A 15,131-nucleotide genomic window follows, 5' to 3' on the forward strand; every position below is an offset into this window, starting at 1 on the left:
GCCTAGCCGATCTGCATCAGGATCGGAAAAGTCTGCTGGAACCAGATGGCGGCATCACTCACGAATCCGAAAATGAAGGCGAGCCCTGTCAGCACGAGGAAGGCGCCTGTGATTTTTTCGACGGTGCCGAGATGGCGGCGGAAGCGCGCCAGAAAGTTCATGAAGGCGCCGGAGAAGCCGGCGGCGATCCAGAATGGAATGGCAAGGCCCAGCGAATAGACGGCAAGGAGCCCGGCGCCGGAGCCAACCGTCTCGCGCGATGCCGCGACCGCCAGAATGGCGCCGAGCACCGGCCCGATGCAGGGCGTCCAGCCGAAGGCGAAGGCAAGTCCCATGATATAGGCGCCGGTCAGCGTCGCCGGCTTGCCGCCGCTCTGGAAGCGGGCCTCGCGCGCGAAAAGCCCGATTCGGAAGACGCCGAGGAAATTCAGCCCCATGAGGATGATGATGAGGCCGCCGATCTTCGCCAGAAGATCCAGATGCTGGCGCAGCAGCATGCCGATGCTGGAAGCCCCGGCGCCGAGCGCGACGAAGACCGTGGCGAACCCGAGCGTGAAGAACAGCGCCGAAAACAGCACACCGCGCCGGAAATCGGGCGCAACTGCAACAGCATTGCCACCGCGAAACTGCTCGACGGAAATACCTGCCATATAGCAGAGATAGGGCGGAACGAGGGGAAGCACGCAGGGGGAAAGAAAGGAGAGGGCTCCCGCAAGCAGGGCGCTCAACAGGGAAATATCGGCAATCGACACGCATTCTCTCCGGCTGCAATCCGGCGGATGTTTAGCGCCGCAACCCGCCGATTGCCAATCACCTTTTCGCGCTCCGGCAAGAAATGTGCCTAACGCGGCGAAAAAGAGAGATTTTTCGGTTGACCGCAATAGGTCGCCTGCATATGTTCCGCGCACTTCCGGCCGGGGCGGCCTTTCAGCCCAAGGCATCAAGGGAGAGCGTAGCTCAGCTGGTAGAGCAACTGACTTTTAATCAGTAGGTCCCGGGTTCGAGCCCCGGCGCTCTCACCAAGGATTTCAATGACTTGGTGAAGAATCATATATTTGGTGACTGCTCCAGTCGCCACGGAGGGGGCTTTCCGGGCCCGTCCGCAATCAAATTGCATGTTTCAGACAGCGGGAATCGACCGATCCGAATGATGTTTCCGTCAAAGGGGAACCTCCGAAGCTCCATCCGATAAGGAGGACCGCATCGCGATATCAAAGGACGAGGCGCGGAAGATGCTCGCCGAAGCATACGCCAACACACCAATCATGCCGGAGACAAAGCACTACACTGATGGCCTGCCACACGAGCCGAGCAACCTTCGACAGCTGTTCATAGGCGGCCGGAAAGGCAAGAAGGGTGAAAGCGGGTCCCGGGCCTGGCAAAACATCTACACAGAGAAAGAGAACCGAGAGACATTCAGTCGTGGCCTTGATGCGATGCAAGACACCCACGTGCGTGTCCTCACCGAGGCTATGACCGCGAAGCGCCTCAGCGAACTCGGGGAGACACGCGGCTACCGTGGCCGGCACGCAATCGATGCTGGGCGCCGTCTTCTCCGAGCAGCGAACGACAACTTCGAAATGGCGATGGAATTGGCTCGGTATGCCGCGGAAGAGTGAGTAGGGAAGTTTCTCCCAGTTCATCCCCCTTTGAGGATGAAGGGGATGGTGAAGGCCATCTCCGGGCGCACATATTGGTTGCGACAGACGCTCGGCCTGCGATGAGCCGGGCGTAACTATCTAAACTTCGGCGCGCGTTTGGCGTTGTACATGAGTTCGCACGCGGTCGCGAACGGACCAAATAACCGGAGGAGCCTCGTTTCTTCTTCATCGTCCAATCGATGTCGCGAGCAGAACTCCGTCACCGACCAGACCTTTGTTGCCATATTCGAGTCTGCAATTTCCGGCTCAATGCGTTCCATAGAAATCCTCCCGCTCCTAATGGGACAACACTACTAAAGTCTAATTTAGAAGCAAATGAAATAACAATGCTGGCGCGATTTTTGTCGTTTCGCCATCCCCTGGCGCGCCTCCTCCGCCCCGGGTTTGAGCCCCGGCGCTCTCACCAAAAATCAGCAATGAGATCGCGATAGACCTCACGGAAGCTCAGTCCAGGGGATGTTTTGCTCCCGTTCATAATCGGGATGTTAATGTCGATCTCCAATGTCTGAGGAGATCGACAGATGCGCGTAACGCAGATTCTTATGGGGCTTGCCGCTGCGGCCACGCTGATGACTGCCCCTGCACCCAGCTTTTCCCAGGATTTCGAGTTCTACATAGGCAGGGACCAGCCGCGCTATTACTATGATGACGACGACTATGAGCGGCCAAGGTATAGGTATGATCGGCAGCGTCCGCGGTGGCGTCAGTGCACATCCGGCCAGGCGCTCAACATATCCCGCCGATATCTTCGAAACCCGAGAGTTGCGAGGACATCGTACGATTCCATCGTCATAATTGGCCGCGGCAGAGTTAACGAGCGGATTCGCATGGTTTTTGGAAGAGAGCCCGGTTGCCCGCGGATCGGCTAACGAGAAACCGTGCATCCGAAGGTCAAGCCCGCCGTCTGGCGGGCTCTTTTATGGGAGCCGCCCGGGTCGCGGAGACCCGGCATCAGGCCTCGTATGGTCCACGTGCCGGATCTCCTTTTGCCGTAGCGGGGAGGGGTGCTCTACGGCCCAAGGACATTGATCGGCTGCTGCTGAGTCGGTCCATCTCAATGGACGGGTAAGGATAACGGCCGGTAAATATCCACTGGGTGCGCTTCGATCAGGGACATCATCACCCTTGGAGCATTCTACAGCTTGGCCGCGGGTGCTTCACCGTCCGCTTTGGACGGCCTGGTACACCATTTCGCAGATTCGAGCCTCTGGTCTATCGTTTTTCGGATTTGCGCAAACCTTCCCAACGGCCCTGAACGCCCTAATTTCCGGGTTCTAACAAGGAGGTTGCCATGGCCGACTCTGCCAATCAGACGGTGCCGACGCGCAGGGTATTGCGCGGCAGGCCTTACAGCATGAGCGAATTCGCCCGGAAATACCGTTTGGATGAAAAGGAGGCCAAGCGGCTTTACGAAAAATTCGGACCGTCGGCGACCGAACTCGATCTCCTGATGGCCGCCAAGCGCAAGCCGCCGACACTGCCGCTGGATTTCGACGCCTGATGAGAACGCGCACCGGGGGCTGCCTCTGCGGCGCGGTCAGATATGAGGTGAAGGGCGAGCCGCTTCGCGCCGGCCTCTGTCATTGTGCGGACTGCCGCAAGGAGAGCGGCTCGGCTTTCGTCACGTTCGCCGTGTGGCCGCGCGAAGCATTCGACCATTCCGGTCCGGCTGCGACACATCAAGGCCGCAGCTTCTGCCCGGTATGCGGCGGGCGTCTGTTCTGCCTGACGGACGAGGAAGCGGAACTCCGGCTCGGCTCTCTCGACGACGCGCCAATGGAGATCGCGCCGCTCTACGAGATCTGGGTCAAACGCCGCGAAAGCTGGCTGCATCCGCTGCAGAGGACTGACCAATATCAGGAAGACGCCGGCTAAAGCGGACTTTCATTACCAAGATTTAATTGCACATTTTCGTCATTCCATGCGAATGCGCCTCTAACGCTAATTTCCGGTTCATCTTCACTATGACTATCTGGATGGTGAACGGAAACAGGCCCTCTCATTTTGATTTGAGGATTTTATGGACGATTCCCCATCTGGGATTGGCGCGAAGGGTACAGCAGCCAATGCGGATCTTGCCGCAGTCCTCGCTGTATCCGGCAAGCGAGGCAAGGGCCGTCGTTGGCGCGGGCGCCTTATCGCTGCCGTCGTGTTGGTCGCCGTCGCCGGTGCAGGCGTTTATTTCTATGCCGGTCGCAGCGGCAATGCATACAGCTATACGACACAGCCGGTAAAGCGCGGCGATCTGACGGTCCTGGTAACCGCGACCGGCTCGGTGCAGCCGACGCAACAAGTTGACATATCGAGCGAACTTTCCGGCACCGTGCGCGAGGTCAATGTCGATTACAACAGCGAAGTCAAATCCGGCGAGGTGCTGGCGGTTCTCGATACGAACAAGCTGGAAGCCGATGTGAAGAGCTCGCGCGCGAAGCTCGATTCGGCCAAGGCGAACGTGTTGAAGGCCCATGCCGACCTGCTGTCGGCGCAGGTCTCGCTGGAGCGTTTGAAGAGCCTGGTCAGAGGCAGCGTCTCGACGCAGCAGAGCCTTGACGATGCGACCTACAAATACGAGTCCGCCGCAGCCACGAAGCAGATCAATGAGGCGGAGGTGCTTTCGGCCGAGGCCGATCTGCGGCTCGCTGAGGTCAACCTTGCCAAGGCCAGGATCGTTTCGCCGGTCGACGGCGTCATTCTGACCCGCTCGGTGGATCCAGGCGCGACCGTCGCTGCCTCGCTTTCAGCCCCGATTCTCTTCACGATCGCCGGCGATCTCCGGAAGATGGAACTACAGGTTGATGTGGACGAGGCCGATGTCGGCCAGATCGCCGTCGGGCAGAAGGCGACCTTCACGGTCGACGCCTATGCGAACAAGAGCTTTCCCGCCGAAATCGAGCAGATCCGCTTTGCTTCGGAGACCACCAACAATGTCGTCACGTACAAGGCCGTGCTCTCGGTCGACAATGCCGATCTCCTGCTGCGCCCCGGCATGACAGCAACGGCGGATATTACCGTGGAGGCCGTTAAGAATACGCTGATGGTACCGAACGCGGCGCTGCGCTATGCGCCGCCGGAGGCCGAATCGCGCGGCGGACGCGGCATCTTCGGTCTGTTCCGTCCGCCGCGCATGGGGCCGCGTTCGGGCGGCAACGGCGCTGAAGCGCTCACGGGCGCGAAACGCCGGGTCTGGGTGCTGCGCGAGGGCCGCCAGGTGCCGCTCGTCATCCAGGTTGGATCGTCGGACGGTCAGTTCACTCAGGTCACGACCGGTGAACTCAAGGAAGGCGATGCGCTTGTGACCGACGCGATGGCACGGGCGCGATAGGCGGGCGGAAAGATGACCAGTCCACCGCTTCTCGAATTCAGGCAGGTGTCGAAGATCTACGGCCGCGGCGAGGCGGCGATCCGCGCGCTCGACCATGTCGATCTGCAGATCAATACCCATGAATTCGTCGCGATCATGGGGCCGTCGGGTTCTGGCAAGTCGACGGCAATGAATATCCTCGGCTGCCTTGATGTGCCGAGTGCCGGCGATTACGTCTTCCAGGGCATTCCCACGACCGGTTTCGGCCGTAACCAGCTGACGCTGCTCAGACGCCATATGCTGGGATTCGTCTTCCAGGGGTTCAACCTTCTTGCGCGGACATCGGCGGTGGAGAATGTCGAGCTGCCGCTGATCTATCGAGGTATTGCGGCGGGCGAGCGCCACAGGCGTGCCAAAGAGGCGCTGGGTTTGGTCGGGCTGGCGGGACGCGAGCACCACAAGACACAGGAGCTTTCCGGCGGCCAGCAGCAGCGCGTGGCGATTGCCCGCGCGATCGTCACTGAACCGGCGCTGCTTCTCGCCGACGAGCCGACCGGCAATCTCGACACGAAAACCAGCGCCGAGATCATGGATCTGATGACACGGCTGAACCGGCAGCAGGGGATCACCATCGTCATGGTCACGCATGAACCGGACATTGCGGCTCATGCTGAGCGCATACTTCGTTTCGTCGATGGAAAGCTCGAGGCAGAGATCGCGCATCAGGGCGAGGTGGACCATGTTCCTTGAAACGCTGAAACTCGCACTGCGCGCCATCAGCCGCAACATGCTGCGTTCCTTCCTCACTGTGCTTGGCGTTGTCATAGGTGTCGCCGCGGTCATTGCATTAGTGACCATCGGTAACGGCACGACCGAGCAGGTCTCGTCCGAACTCTCGCGACTCGGAACCAACATGCTCTTCGTGCGGCCCGGCCAGTTCGGTCCGGGGCGCGCAAGCTCCGAGGCGAGGCGGTTTACCGTCAAGGATGTCGACGCGATACGGGATCAAGTAGGTGGCCTTCGCGCTGTCGCGCCGCTCAACCAGACGACGGCGACGGGGATCTATGGTGGCCAGAGCCACTCGACCACCGTCATGGGCACAACGAACGACTATTTCATCGCGCAGGACTGGGACATTGCGCTCGGCCGTACCTTCGAGGCGGCGGAAGAGCGCGGACGCGCCCGCTGCATTCTCGGCGAAACGGTGCGGTCGCAGCTTTTCGGTGCGGCCAACCCGACAGGGCAGCAGATTCGCGTGGGCAAGGTGTCCTGCAGCGTCATCGGCGTACTGGCGAAACGCGGTCAATCGGGCATGGGTACCGATCAGGACGATGTTGTGATCATGCCGGTGAAGGTCTATCAGCGCCGCATCGGCGGCCGGGCCAATGCCAATGTCCAGATGATTGTCGTTTCAGCCCGCGATGGCGTCGCGACCTCCAAGGTTCAGACCGAGACTGAGAACCTGCTGCGCGAGCGCCGCAAGATCATTCCGGGCCGCGAAGACGATTTCAACGTCAACGACATGACGCAGATCGCCGAAGCGATGACCGGCACGACGACATTACTCACGGGCCTGCTCGGCGCCGTTGCCGCGATCAGCCTTCTGGTCGGCGGGATCGGCATCATGAACATCATGCTGGTGTCGGTCACCGAACGCACGCGGGAGATCGGCATCCGGCTTGCGATCGGCGCGCTTGAAACCCAGGTCCTCATGCAGTTCCTCGTCGAGGCTGTCGCGCTGTCACTCTTCGGCGGCATCACCGGCATCGTGCTTGGAATGGGCATCGGCCTCACCGCTGTCACCTTGTTGAAGGTTCCTTTTGTCGTTAGCCCTCTGATGATCGCCATTGCTTTCGTCTTTTCGGCGGCGATCGGCATGATCTTCGGTTATTTCCCGGCCCGCCGCGCGGCGCAGTTGAACCCGATCGAAGCCTTGCGCCATGAATGAAAAAGGCCGGGCGATCACCCGGCCTCGTAAAGCTCAATTCTTATCGAGCAATTAGAACATCGGCAGTTCCGGGCGGTTTGCCAGTGCCTTTTCGATAACTGCCACGACGCGCTGGCGCTGTTTGCCTGCAAGCGGCAGACGAGGGGCGCGGACGCGGTCGTTCGACTGGATGGCGTAGACTTCCGCAAGCTTGATGTTCTGGACGAGGAAGGTCGAGACATCGAGATCGAGGAGGGGACGGAACCAGCGGTAGATGGCGCGCGCTTCGTCGAGGCGACCCGCCTGAACGAGCTTGTAGATCGCGACCGTTTCCTTCGGGAAGGCAACGACGAGACCGGCGACCCAGCCATGCGCGCCCATCAGCAGGCTTTCGAGCGCTAGGTTGTCGACGCCGGTGAACACGTCGAAGCGTTCGCCGAATGCGTTGAAGACGTCGGTCACGCGGCGAATATCGTCGGTCGATTCCTTCATGGCGACAACCAGGTCGTTCTTCGCCAATTCTTCGAACATCGGGATCGTGACGTCGACGCCATAGGCGACCGGATTGTTATAGACCATGACCGGCAGTCCGCCCGCCGTGGCAATTGCCTGGACATGCGCCAGCGTCTCTTCCGGAGCGGATTTGTACGGCACGCCCGGCAGGATCATGAAACCGCTGGCGCCGGTCTTTGCCGCAGCCTTGGCGGCAGCAGCGCCGCGCTTCGTCGAGCTTTCGCAGACCGTCATCAGCACCGGCTTCGAACCTGCGGTCGAGCGCGCGACCTTCAGGATCTCCAGCTTCTCTTCCGGTTCGAGCGTCATGTTTTCGCCGAGCGAGCCGCAGACGATGATGCCGTCGACACCTGCGTCGGCCTGCAGGCCGAAGCAGCGTTCCATTTCGGCAAGATCCAGCTCGCCGTTCTCAGTGAATTTCGTCGTTACTGCAGGAAATACGCCGCGCCACATGTTCGTCTCCTTGGCTCTGATATATCACAACAACTTGCCATCCGATTTGCGCCATGTCAATATCTGATATATCAGAGTGAAATATGGACCACCGAATGCAGAATTCACAGAGCCATCTGGCCTACCTCGCACTTGAACACGCCATTGTGACGCTGGTGTTGAAGCCGGGCGCGCTGGTGACCGAAAAGCAGCTGATCGATATTGCCGGTCATGGCCGCACGCCGGTGCGTGAAGCGATCCAGAAACTCGCTTGGCAGGGGCTTATCATCGTCAGGCCGCGGGTCGGGCTGCAGGTGGCGGAAATCAAGCCGGACGATCATGCCAATGTCATGCAGGTGCGCAGGGAACTGGAGCCTATTGCTGCGTCGCTGGTCGCGAAGCATGCAACGGACGAGCAACGGGCGGCGCTGATAGATTGTGCCCGCACGATGACCAGTTGCGCCGTCAATGGCGATCTTGCTGCCTTCTTCGCTGCCGACAAGGCATTCGATGAGATTATTGAGGAGGCTTGCCCGAATACGTTCATCACCGCGGCGCTTGGGCCTGTGCAGACACATTCACGCCGTCTCTGGTATTCGACTGCCACGCCGGATCGGATGGACCGCTCGATCGCGCTCCACGTCACCGTCATTCGCGCCATCCAGCAGGGCAAGGCGGAAGAGTCGCGGCGGGCAATGGCGGTCTTGATCGACTATCTCAGCTACAAGCCATAACCACTTCTCGTCAGCGGGGAGAAGTGCCAAGCAAAGTGAGGCGATAGGGGGATGAGCGTCGATAGGAGCTAACGTCTGAGCGACAAACGAAAATGGCATTTGCCGCATCGCCGCCTCATCCGACCCTTCGGGCCACCTTCTCCCGAGCGAGGAGAAGGGTAACTCAACCCACGAAGGCGCGTTCGATGACGAACTCGGCAGGCTTGCTGTTGGCGCCTTCTTCAAAGCCTGCCTTTTCGAGCAGTTCCTTGGTGTCCTTCAGCATGGCGGAAGAACCGCAAATCATGCCGCGGTCGATTGCCGGGTCGAGCGGCGGAACGCCAAGATCGGCAAAGAGCTTGCCGGAGGCAATCAGATCGGTGATGCGGCCGCGATAGGCGAAGTCTTCGCGGGTTACGGTCGCATAATGGCGTAGCTTGCTGCCGACGATCTCGTTCAGCAGTTCGTCGTTCCGAATTTCTTCCACCAGGTCGAAGCCGTATTTCAGCTCCGCGACCTCGCGCGTCGTATGGGTGAGGATCACCTCCTCGTACTTCTCATAGGTTTCCGGATCGCGAATCAGGCTTGCGAAGGGCGCAACACCCGTTCCGGTCGAGAACATGTAGAGCCGCTTGCCTGGCGTCAGCGCATCGAGCACCAGCGTGCCGGTCGGCTTCTTGCGCATCAGAACCTGGTCGCCCGGCTTGATCGCTTGGAGATGCGAGGTGAGTGGGCCGTCCGGCACTTTGATCGAGAAGAATTCGAGTTCTTCGGCCCAGGCAGGGCTTGCGATCGAGTAGGCACGGAAAACCGGCTTGCCGTCTACCATAAGGCCGATCATCGCAAATTCGCCGGAACGGAAACGGAAGCCCTGTGGCCGGGTCATCGTGAAGCGGAAGAGCCGGTCCGTATAGTGCGTGACGCGCAGCACCGTTTCGGCATACACATTTGCCGGAACGGCGGAGGAGAAATCTTCGGTCTTTGCTGGAGCGTTCATTCGGTATCGGATCCCGTATTCGTCGCATGATCGGTCTGATGCGAGGCAGATATTACAAATACGCCGAAAATTAAAGGCAATCCATTCTCTGACAGGCAGCAGCCACGAAATATGCATGTCATTCTCATGATTCAATACCCTGCGTATACTTGTCGCTTTTGCGCTGGCGAAGCAGGGCAAAGGATGCATATTAGGCCAAAACGCCGCGAGCAGGTTTAACTGGCGGCAGGCAGCACGGGGAAACATGAAGATTTTCAATTACAAGCGTGTTCCTTATGCAGAGATACGCGCCTTTTCCGTCCATATTTTGACGGCGTCCGGCTCGTTCCTCGCATTTCTTGGTGTGGTCGCTGCCGCGGAGCACCGATTCATCGACATGTTCTGGTGGTTGGGCCTTGCCCTGCTCGTTGACGGCATCGACGGCCCCATTGCCCGCAAGGTGCGGGTGAAGGAGGTTTTGCCCAACTGGTCGGGCGACACGCTCGACAATATCATCGACTACGTGACCTACGTGCTTCTGCCTGCTTTCGCGCTTTATCAGAGCGGCATGATCGGTGAGCCCTGGTCCTTTGCCGCCGCCGGCATGATCGTCGTGTCAAGCGCCATCTATTATGCCGACATGGGCATGAAGACCGATGAGTATTTTTTCTCCGGCTTTCCCGTCGTCTGGAATATGATCGTCTTCACGCTCTTCGTCATCGATGCGAGCGCCGTGACCGCCTTGAGTGTCGTGATCGCCTCGGTGATCCTGACCTTCCTGCCGATTAATTTCTTGCATCCGGTGCGCGTCAAACGTCTGCGGCCGATCAATCTCGGCGTTTTCTTTCTCTGGTCGGCGCTCGGCATGTATTCGCTGCTCATGCATTTCAATATGCCGCAGTGGGCGATCATTCTTTTCGTGATCAGCGGTATCTATCTCTATTGCATCGGTGCCGTGCTGCAGTTCTTCCCGGCGCTGGGGCGTGGCGAGTAGGAGCAAAAGATGACAAAGACGCAGGCGATCGCTTTCAGCCGCAATGGCGGTCCTGAGGTTCTTGACTATGTCGATGTCGATCTGCCGCCGCCATCCGCCGGCGAGGTGCAGATCAGGCACGCCGCGATCGGCCTCAATTTCATCGACGTGTATTTCCGCGATGGAACCTACAAGGTGCCGCATCTGCCCTTCACCCCCGGGAAGGAAGCGGCGGGCACCGTGACGGTTGTCGGACCCGGCGTCACCGATTTCACCGTTGGCGACCGGGTTGCCTATGCCGGCGCCGACGGCGCCTACAGCGTGGAGCGGAACGTCGAAACCAAGCATCTCGTCAAGGTGCCGGACGGGATCAGCCTGGAAACGGCAGCCGCGATGATGCTGAAGGGCATGACCGCCGAATATCTGCTGAACCGGACGTTCAAGGTCGGTCCCGAGACGGCTCTACTTTTCCATGCCGCCGCAGGCGGCGTCGGGTTGATCGCAGGGCAATGGGCCAAGGCGCTGGGCGCAACGGTAATCGGCACCGCGGGCTCGGAAGACAAGGCGAAGCTCGCGCTCGAGCATGGCTACGATGACGTCATCAACTACCGGACGGAAAACTTTCTCGACCGTGTCCGGGAGATCACCGGTGGCAAAGGCGTGGACGTCGTCTATGACTCGATCGGCCGCGATACCTTCCCGCAATCGCTCGATTGCCTGAAGCCGCGCGGCATGTTCGTCTCCTTCGGCCAATCCTCTGGTCCGATTGAGAATTTCACGATGGCGATGCTGGCGCAGCGGGGCTCGCTTTATGCGACGAGGCCGTCGCTTTTCACTTACATCGCCACGCGCGACGAACTGACCGCCTGTGCAAACGCGCTATTTGATATTGTGCTAAGCAGCAAAGTGCGTATCAATATCAACCAAACATATCCGTTGCGTGAGGTGGGACGGGCTCACGCGGACCTGGAAACAAGAAGAACTACGGGAACTACGCTGCTGATCCCATAAACGATCCGGAACGGACAGGTCGGCAGGGAGAAATGAGGGGAACGTGTCGTCATTGAATGCGCTGCCGTCCGGTGCGTTACTGTCGGTCCAGAAACTGACGAAGCTCTTCGGTAGCTTTGCCGCCTGCAATGAAATCGATCTCGATATCGCTCCGGGCGAAATACACGCGCTTCTCGGAGAAAACGGCGCAGGCAAATCCACGTTGGTGAAGATGCTGTTCGGCGTTTTGGAGCCGACAGCCGGCGATATTTGCTGGGAAGGCAAACCGGTTGCGATCGGCTCGCCGGGAGAAGCCCGCAAGCTCGGCATCGGCATGGTCTTCCAGCACTTTTCGCTCTTCGAAGCGCTGACGGTCGCCGAAAACATCGCGCTTTCCCTCGATGACAAAATTCCGATCGGCCGGATCGCCGAAGAGGCGAGGGCATTGTCGCGCGCCTACGGGCTGCCGCTCGATCCGCACTCCCACGTGGCCGACCTTTCCGTCGGCGAGCGCCAGCGCATCGAAATCGTCCGCGCTTTGCTGCAAAATCCCAAGCTGATCATCCTCGACGAGCCGACCTCGGTGCTGACGCCGCAGGAGGCCGACAAGCTTTTCGAAACGCTGTTCAAGCTGAAGGCGGAGGGTCGCTCCGTCCTCTATATCAGCCATCGCCTGGAGGAAGTGCAGCGCATCTGCGACCGCGCCACCGTGCTTCGCCACGGCAGGGTTACCGGTGCCTGCGATCCGAAGCAGGAGACGCCTGGTTCCCTCGCCAGAATGATGGTCGGCTCCCATGTGCCGGGCGTAACCCATCCCGATCGCGCCAATGTGGGGGACGTTCAGCTTGCGGTGACGAGCCTTTCGGTCGCCCCCCGCACACCCTTCGCCACGCCGCTCAGGGATGTGTCGCTTGCGGTCCGCTCCGGCGAAATCCTGGCGATTGCCGGTGTTGCCGGAAACGGGCAGGGCGAGCTTTTCGATGCCTTGTCCGGCGAATATCCGGTGGCGCAGGCGGAGGCGATCGTTATCCGCAGGAAGCCCGTCGGCTCGCAGGGCATCACCGCCCGCCGCCTGCTTGGCGCAGGCTTCGTCCCGGAAGAGCGCCACGGCCACGCCGCGGTTTCAGCAATGAAACTTTCGGACAATCTGGTGCTCGCGCGCAGCCAGTCGGACCGCAAGGCCTTCCTCGGCGGCGGCTTCCTCAAGGTCATCCGGCGCGGAGCGGTGAAAAGTGCAGCAAGACGCATTTCTGAAAGCATGGACGTCCGCAAGAGCGGCGAGGATCCCGCTGCGGGGGCGCTGTCGGGCGGCAATCTCCAGAAGTTCATCGTCGGCCGGGAGCTCGACCGCCAGCCGGCGGTCCTCGTCGTCAATCAGCCGACCTGGGGCGTCGATGCGGGGGCTGCAAGCCATATTCGCCAGGCGCTCGTCGATCTCGCACGCGCCGGCTCTGCCGTCGTCGTCATCAGTCAGGACCTCGACGAGATATTCGAGGTGGCGACCGACATCGCTGTCATCTCCGAAGGGCGCCTTTCGCCGCCGTTCCCGGCCGGCGAACTGACCCGCGAGCAGATCGGCCTCCTGATGGGTGGTCTGCATGAAAGCAGGCCCGCCGCGGAGGCCGCCGATGCGCATTGAACTCGAAAAGCGGCCGCAGGTCTCGAAACTTTTCGGATTCGTTTCGCCACTCCTGGCACTGGCGCTGACGCTGATTGCAGGCAGCGTCATGTTCGCCCTGCTTGGCAAGGATCCCATGGAGGCGCTGAATGCCTTCTTCGTCGAGCCCTTGCTGGAGGTCTGGTCGCTGCACGAACTGGCGATCAAGGCCGCCCCGCTGATCCTGATCGCTGTCGGCCTCTCGGTCTGCTATCGCTCGAACAACTGGAATATCGGTGCCGAGGGCCAATTCACCATCGGTGCGATCACAGGCTCCATCCTGCCGATCGTTTTTTACGACTGGCACTCGCCGCTCGTGCTGCCACTGATGCTCATCATGGGGGCCATCGGCGGAGCGCTCTTTGCCGCCATTCCGGCACTCCTGAAGGCACATTTCAATACCAATGAAATCCTGACCTCGCTGATGCTGGTTTATATCGCCCAGCTCTTCCTCGATTGGCTGGTCCGCGGCGCCTGGCGCGATCCGAAAGGCTTCAATTTCCCGGTTTCGCGTGACTTTGCGCCGGAAGCGATCCTTCCGCCTATCTGGGAAGAGTCGGGACGCGCACACTGGGCATTCATCTTCGCGATTCTGGCTGCGATCCTCGTCTGGTTCATGATGCGCTTTACGCTGAAGGGCTTCGAGATCGTCGTCCTTGGTCAATCGGAGCGGGCAGGGCGCTTTGCCGGCTTCTCCTCGAAGCGGATGATCTGGTTCAGCTTTCTGTTTTCCGGGGCGCTTGCCGGTCTTGCCGGGATTTCCGAAGTCTCGGGTTCGATCGGTCATCTGCAGCCGGCCATATCGCCGGGCTACGGCTTCACGGCGATCATCGTCGCTTTTCTCGGACGCCTCAATCCCCTTGGCATCATCGCCTCCGGCCTGGTGCTGGCGCTCACCTATCTCGGCGGCGAGGCGGCGCAGCTCTCGATCGGCGTCTCCGACAAGGTGACGCGCGTCTTCCAAGGCCTGCTGCTGTTCTTCGTGCTCTCCTGCGACACGCTGATCTTCTACAGGATCAGGATCGTCTGGTCGCGCGTGCAGGCAATCGCCGGAAAGGCGGCGCAATGATTTTCGAAGCCATCCTGCTGACGGTCATCACGGCCGCGACGCCTCTTGTCGTCGCAGCGCTCGGAGAACTGGTGACCGAGCGTGCCGGCGTCTTGAACCTCGGCGTCGAGGGCATGATGATCATGGGCGCCGTCGGTGCCTTCGCGGCTTCCCAGGCTACCGGTTCGCCTTATGTCGGACTGCTGGCCGGCATTGCGACCGGGGCCGTATTCTCGCTTCTCTTCGGCTTCCTGACGCTGACGCTGGTGACTAATCAGGTTGCGACCGGTCTTGCGCTGACGATCCTGGGGCTCGGCGCCTCCGGCATGCTCGGCGAGAGCCATGTCGGCGTTCCGGGCATCAAGGTGCCTCAAATCTATATTCCCTACTTTTCGGATATCCCCTTCATCGGACCGGTGCTTTTCCATCAGGACCTGGTCTTCTACCTGTCGATCGCGCTCGTCATCGGCATCAACTGGTTCCTCTTCAAAAGCCGCAGGGGCCTGAAGCTGCGGGCGATCGGTGACAATCACGGTTCGGCGCACGCGCTCGGCATCGATGTCATTCGCGCGCGCTATCTCGCCGTCATGTTCGGCGGGGCCTGCGCCGGGCTTGCCGGCGCGCAACTTTCGCTCGTCTATACGCCGCAATGGGTGGAAAACATGTCGGCGGGGCGCGGCTGGATCGCGCTCGCGCTCGTCGTCTTTGCGTCCTGGCGGCCGTGGCGCGTGCTTGCGGGAGGCTATCTCTTCGGCGCGGTCTCGATCGGGCAGCTCCACGCACAGGCCTTCGGGATCGGTATTCCGTCGCAGTTTCTTTCCATGCTGCCTTACGCCGCAACTATTGTCGTTCTCATCATCATTTCTCATAATCGGCGCACAACGTTGATCAACACGCCGGCATCGCTTGGCAAGGCTTTCGTGCCTGACCGGTGACGCAC

The 15,131-nt window shown here is 60.3% G+C and carries 16 protein-coding genes and 1 tRNA gene; 13 read left to right on the forward strand and 4 right to left on the reverse strand.

What is annotated here, in order from left to right; genetic code table 11:
- Positions 1-2: 2 nt before the first annotated feature.
- On the reverse strand, positions 3-752 hold the full coding sequence (locus BN1800_RS08305) for a cytochrome c biogenesis CcdA family protein (protein WP_027509451.1): 750 nt from the start codon (positions 750-752) through the stop codon (positions 3-5).
- Positions 753-946: 194 nt separating this feature from the next.
- On the opposite strand from BN1800_RS08305, the gene BN1800_RS08310 reads away from it, so the two are divergent.
- Together BN1800_RS08310 and BN1800_RS08315 are read left to right on the forward strand one after the other, a co-directional pair.
- Positions 947-1,022: transfer RNA gene (locus tag BN1800_RS08310), tRNA-Lys, on the forward strand.
- Between the two features lie 210 nt (positions 1,023-1,232).
- The gene (locus BN1800_RS08315; RefSeq protein ID WP_086996395.1) at positions 1,233-1,619 is read left to right on the forward strand and encodes a hypothetical protein; all 387 of its coding nucleotides are present in this window, start codon (positions 1,233-1,235) and stop codon (positions 1,617-1,619) included.
- 116 nt (positions 1,620-1,735) lie between these two features.
- Here the strand turns inward: BN1800_RS08315 and BN1800_RS42275 are convergent, their stop codons facing one another.
- Complete coding sequence (locus tag BN1800_RS42275) at positions 1,736-1,921, reverse strand: hypothetical protein (protein ID WP_027509453.1); 186 nt, start codon at positions 1,919-1,921, stop codon at positions 1,736-1,738.
- 1,031 nt (positions 1,922-2,952) lie between these two features.
- Here BN1800_RS42275 and BN1800_RS08330 point away from each other — a divergent pair.
- From BN1800_RS08330 to BN1800_RS08350, 5 genes are all read left to right on the forward strand, one after another.
- Entirely contained in the window at positions 2,953-3,162 is a 210-nt protein-coding gene (locus BN1800_RS08330; protein ID WP_027509454.1) for a hypothetical protein, read from the forward strand.
- Positions 3,162-3,536 carry a GFA family protein gene (locus tag BN1800_RS08335; RefSeq protein WP_027509455.1) on the forward strand — a complete coding sequence of 125 codons (375 nt, stop codon included), beginning with the start codon at positions 3,162-3,164 and terminating at the stop codon, positions 3,534-3,536. Before BN1800_RS08330 ends, BN1800_RS08335 begins: the two co-directional genes overlap by 1 nt.
- Positions 3,537-3,681: 145 nt before the next feature.
- The gene (locus BN1800_RS08340; protein ID WP_027509456.1) at positions 3,682-4,983 is read left to right on the forward strand and encodes an efflux RND transporter periplasmic adaptor subunit; all 1,302 of its coding nucleotides are present in this window, start codon (positions 3,682-3,684) and stop codon (positions 4,981-4,983) included.
- A 12-nt stretch (positions 4,984-4,995) separates the two neighbouring features.
- Positions 4,996-5,712 carry an ABC transporter ATP-binding protein gene (locus tag BN1800_RS08345; RefSeq protein WP_086996398.1) on the forward strand — a complete coding sequence of 239 codons (717 nt, stop codon included), beginning with the start codon at positions 4,996-4,998 and terminating at the stop codon, positions 5,710-5,712.
- Positions 5,702-6,910, forward strand: a complete 1,209-nt coding sequence (locus BN1800_RS08350) for an ABC transporter permease (RefSeq protein WP_086996401.1) — start codon at positions 5,702-5,704, stop codon at positions 6,908-6,910. Before BN1800_RS08345 ends, BN1800_RS08350 begins: the two co-directional genes overlap by 11 nt.
- A 51-nt stretch (positions 6,911-6,961) precedes the next feature.
- Here the strand turns inward: BN1800_RS08350 and BN1800_RS08355 are convergent, their stop codons facing one another.
- On the reverse strand, positions 6,962-7,855 hold the full coding sequence (locus BN1800_RS08355) for a dihydrodipicolinate synthase family protein (RefSeq protein WP_086996404.1): 894 nt from the start codon (positions 7,853-7,855) through the stop codon (positions 6,962-6,964).
- Positions 7,856-7,950: 95 nt separating this feature from the next.
- Here BN1800_RS08355 and BN1800_RS08360 point away from each other — a divergent pair, with 95 nt between their 5' ends.
- Positions 7,951-8,568, forward strand: a complete 618-nt coding sequence (locus BN1800_RS08360) for a GntR family transcriptional regulator (RefSeq protein WP_086996407.1) — start codon at positions 7,951-7,953, stop codon at positions 8,566-8,568.
- Between the two features lie 163 nt (positions 8,569-8,731).
- Here BN1800_RS08360 and BN1800_RS08365 read toward each other — a convergent pair whose 3' ends face one another.
- Positions 8,732-9,544 (reverse strand): ferredoxin--NADP reductase, encoded by an 813-nt coding sequence (locus BN1800_RS08365; RefSeq protein ID WP_086996410.1) that lies wholly within the window; start codon positions 9,542-9,544, stop codon positions 8,732-8,734.
- Positions 9,545-9,788: 244 nt separating this feature from the next.
- On the opposite strand from BN1800_RS08365, the gene pcsA reads away from it, so the two are divergent.
- The 5 genes from pcsA to BN1800_RS08390 are packed head-to-tail and all read left to right on the forward strand — an operon-like array spanning position 9,789 to position 15,126.
- A complete protein-coding gene (gene pcsA, locus BN1800_RS08370; RefSeq protein WP_027509462.1) occupies positions 9,789-10,517 on the forward strand; it encodes a phosphatidylcholine synthase in 729 nt (242 codons plus the stop codon).
- 9 nt (positions 10,518-10,526) lie between these two features.
- Entirely contained in the window at positions 10,527-11,507 is a 981-nt protein-coding gene (locus BN1800_RS08375; RefSeq protein ID WP_086996413.1) for a quinone oxidoreductase family protein, read from the forward strand.
- Between the two features lie 52 nt (positions 11,508-11,559).
- Positions 11,560-13,125, forward strand: coding sequence for an ABC transporter ATP-binding protein (locus tag BN1800_RS08380; RefSeq protein WP_027509463.1), 1,566 nt, complete (start codon positions 11,560-11,562; stop codon positions 13,123-13,125).
- Positions 13,115-14,212 (forward strand): ABC transporter permease, encoded by a 1,098-nt coding sequence (locus tag BN1800_RS08385; RefSeq protein WP_027509464.1) that lies wholly within the window; start codon positions 13,115-13,117, stop codon positions 14,210-14,212. The genes BN1800_RS08380 and BN1800_RS08385 overlap by 11 nt, the downstream gene beginning before the upstream one ends.
- On the forward strand, positions 14,209-15,126 hold the full coding sequence (locus BN1800_RS08390) for an ABC transporter permease (RefSeq protein ID WP_027509465.1): 918 nt from the start codon (positions 14,209-14,211) through the stop codon (positions 15,124-15,126). The genes BN1800_RS08385 and BN1800_RS08390 overlap by 4 nt, the downstream gene beginning before the upstream one ends.
- Positions 15,127-15,131: the final 5 nt, after the last annotated feature.

It is taken from the genome of Rhizobium sullae (assembly GCF_900169785.1).
Classification (GTDB): Bacteria; Pseudomonadota; Alphaproteobacteria; order Rhizobiales; family Rhizobiaceae; genus Rhizobium; species Rhizobium sullae.

Excerpts from the sequence above, each read along its gene's own strand:
- BN1800_RS08315 (WP_086996395.1), top strand. The coding sequence starts at position 1,233 with ATGCTCGCCGAAGCATACGCCAACACACCAATCATGCCGGAGACAAAG.
- BN1800_RS42275 (WP_027509453.1), bottom strand. The coding sequence starts at position 1,921 with ATGGAACGCATTGAGCCGGAAATTGCAGACTCGAATATGGCAACAAAG.
- BN1800_RS08330 (WP_027509454.1), top strand. The coding sequence starts at position 2,953 with ATGGCCGACTCTGCCAATCAGACGGTGCCGACGCGCAGGGTATTGCGC.
- BN1800_RS08335 (WP_027509455.1), top strand. The coding sequence starts at position 3,162 with ATGAGAACGCGCACCGGGGGCTGCCTCTGCGGCGCGGTCAGATATGAG.
- BN1800_RS08340 (WP_027509456.1), top strand. The coding sequence starts at position 3,682 with ATGGACGATTCCCCATCTGGGATTGGCGCGAAGGGTACAGCAGCCAAT.
- BN1800_RS08345 (WP_086996398.1), top strand. The coding sequence starts at position 4,996 with ATGACCAGTCCACCGCTTCTCGAATTCAGGCAGGTGTCGAAGATCTAC.
- BN1800_RS08350 (WP_086996401.1), top strand. The coding sequence starts at position 5,702 with ATGTTCCTTGAAACGCTGAAACTCGCACTGCGCGCCATCAGCCGCAAC.
- BN1800_RS08355 (WP_086996404.1), bottom strand. The coding sequence starts at position 7,855 with ATGTGGCGCGGCGTATTTCCTGCAGTAACGACGAAATTCACTGAGAAC.
- BN1800_RS08360 (WP_086996407.1), top strand. The coding sequence starts at position 7,951 with ATGCAGAATTCACAGAGCCATCTGGCCTACCTCGCACTTGAACACGCC.
- BN1800_RS08365 (WP_086996410.1), bottom strand. The coding sequence starts at position 9,544 with ATGAACGCTCCAGCAAAGACCGAAGATTTCTCCTCCGCCGTTCCGGCA.
- pcsA (WP_027509462.1), top strand. The coding sequence starts at position 9,789 with ATGAAGATTTTCAATTACAAGCGTGTTCCTTATGCAGAGATACGCGCC.
- BN1800_RS08375 (WP_086996413.1), top strand. The coding sequence starts at position 10,527 with ATGACAAAGACGCAGGCGATCGCTTTCAGCCGCAATGGCGGTCCTGAG.
- BN1800_RS08385 (WP_027509464.1), top strand. The coding sequence starts at position 13,115 with ATGCGCATTGAACTCGAAAAGCGGCCGCAGGTCTCGAAACTTTTCGGA.
- BN1800_RS08390 (WP_027509465.1), top strand. The coding sequence starts at position 14,209 with ATGATTTTCGAAGCCATCCTGCTGACGGTCATCACGGCCGCGACGCCT.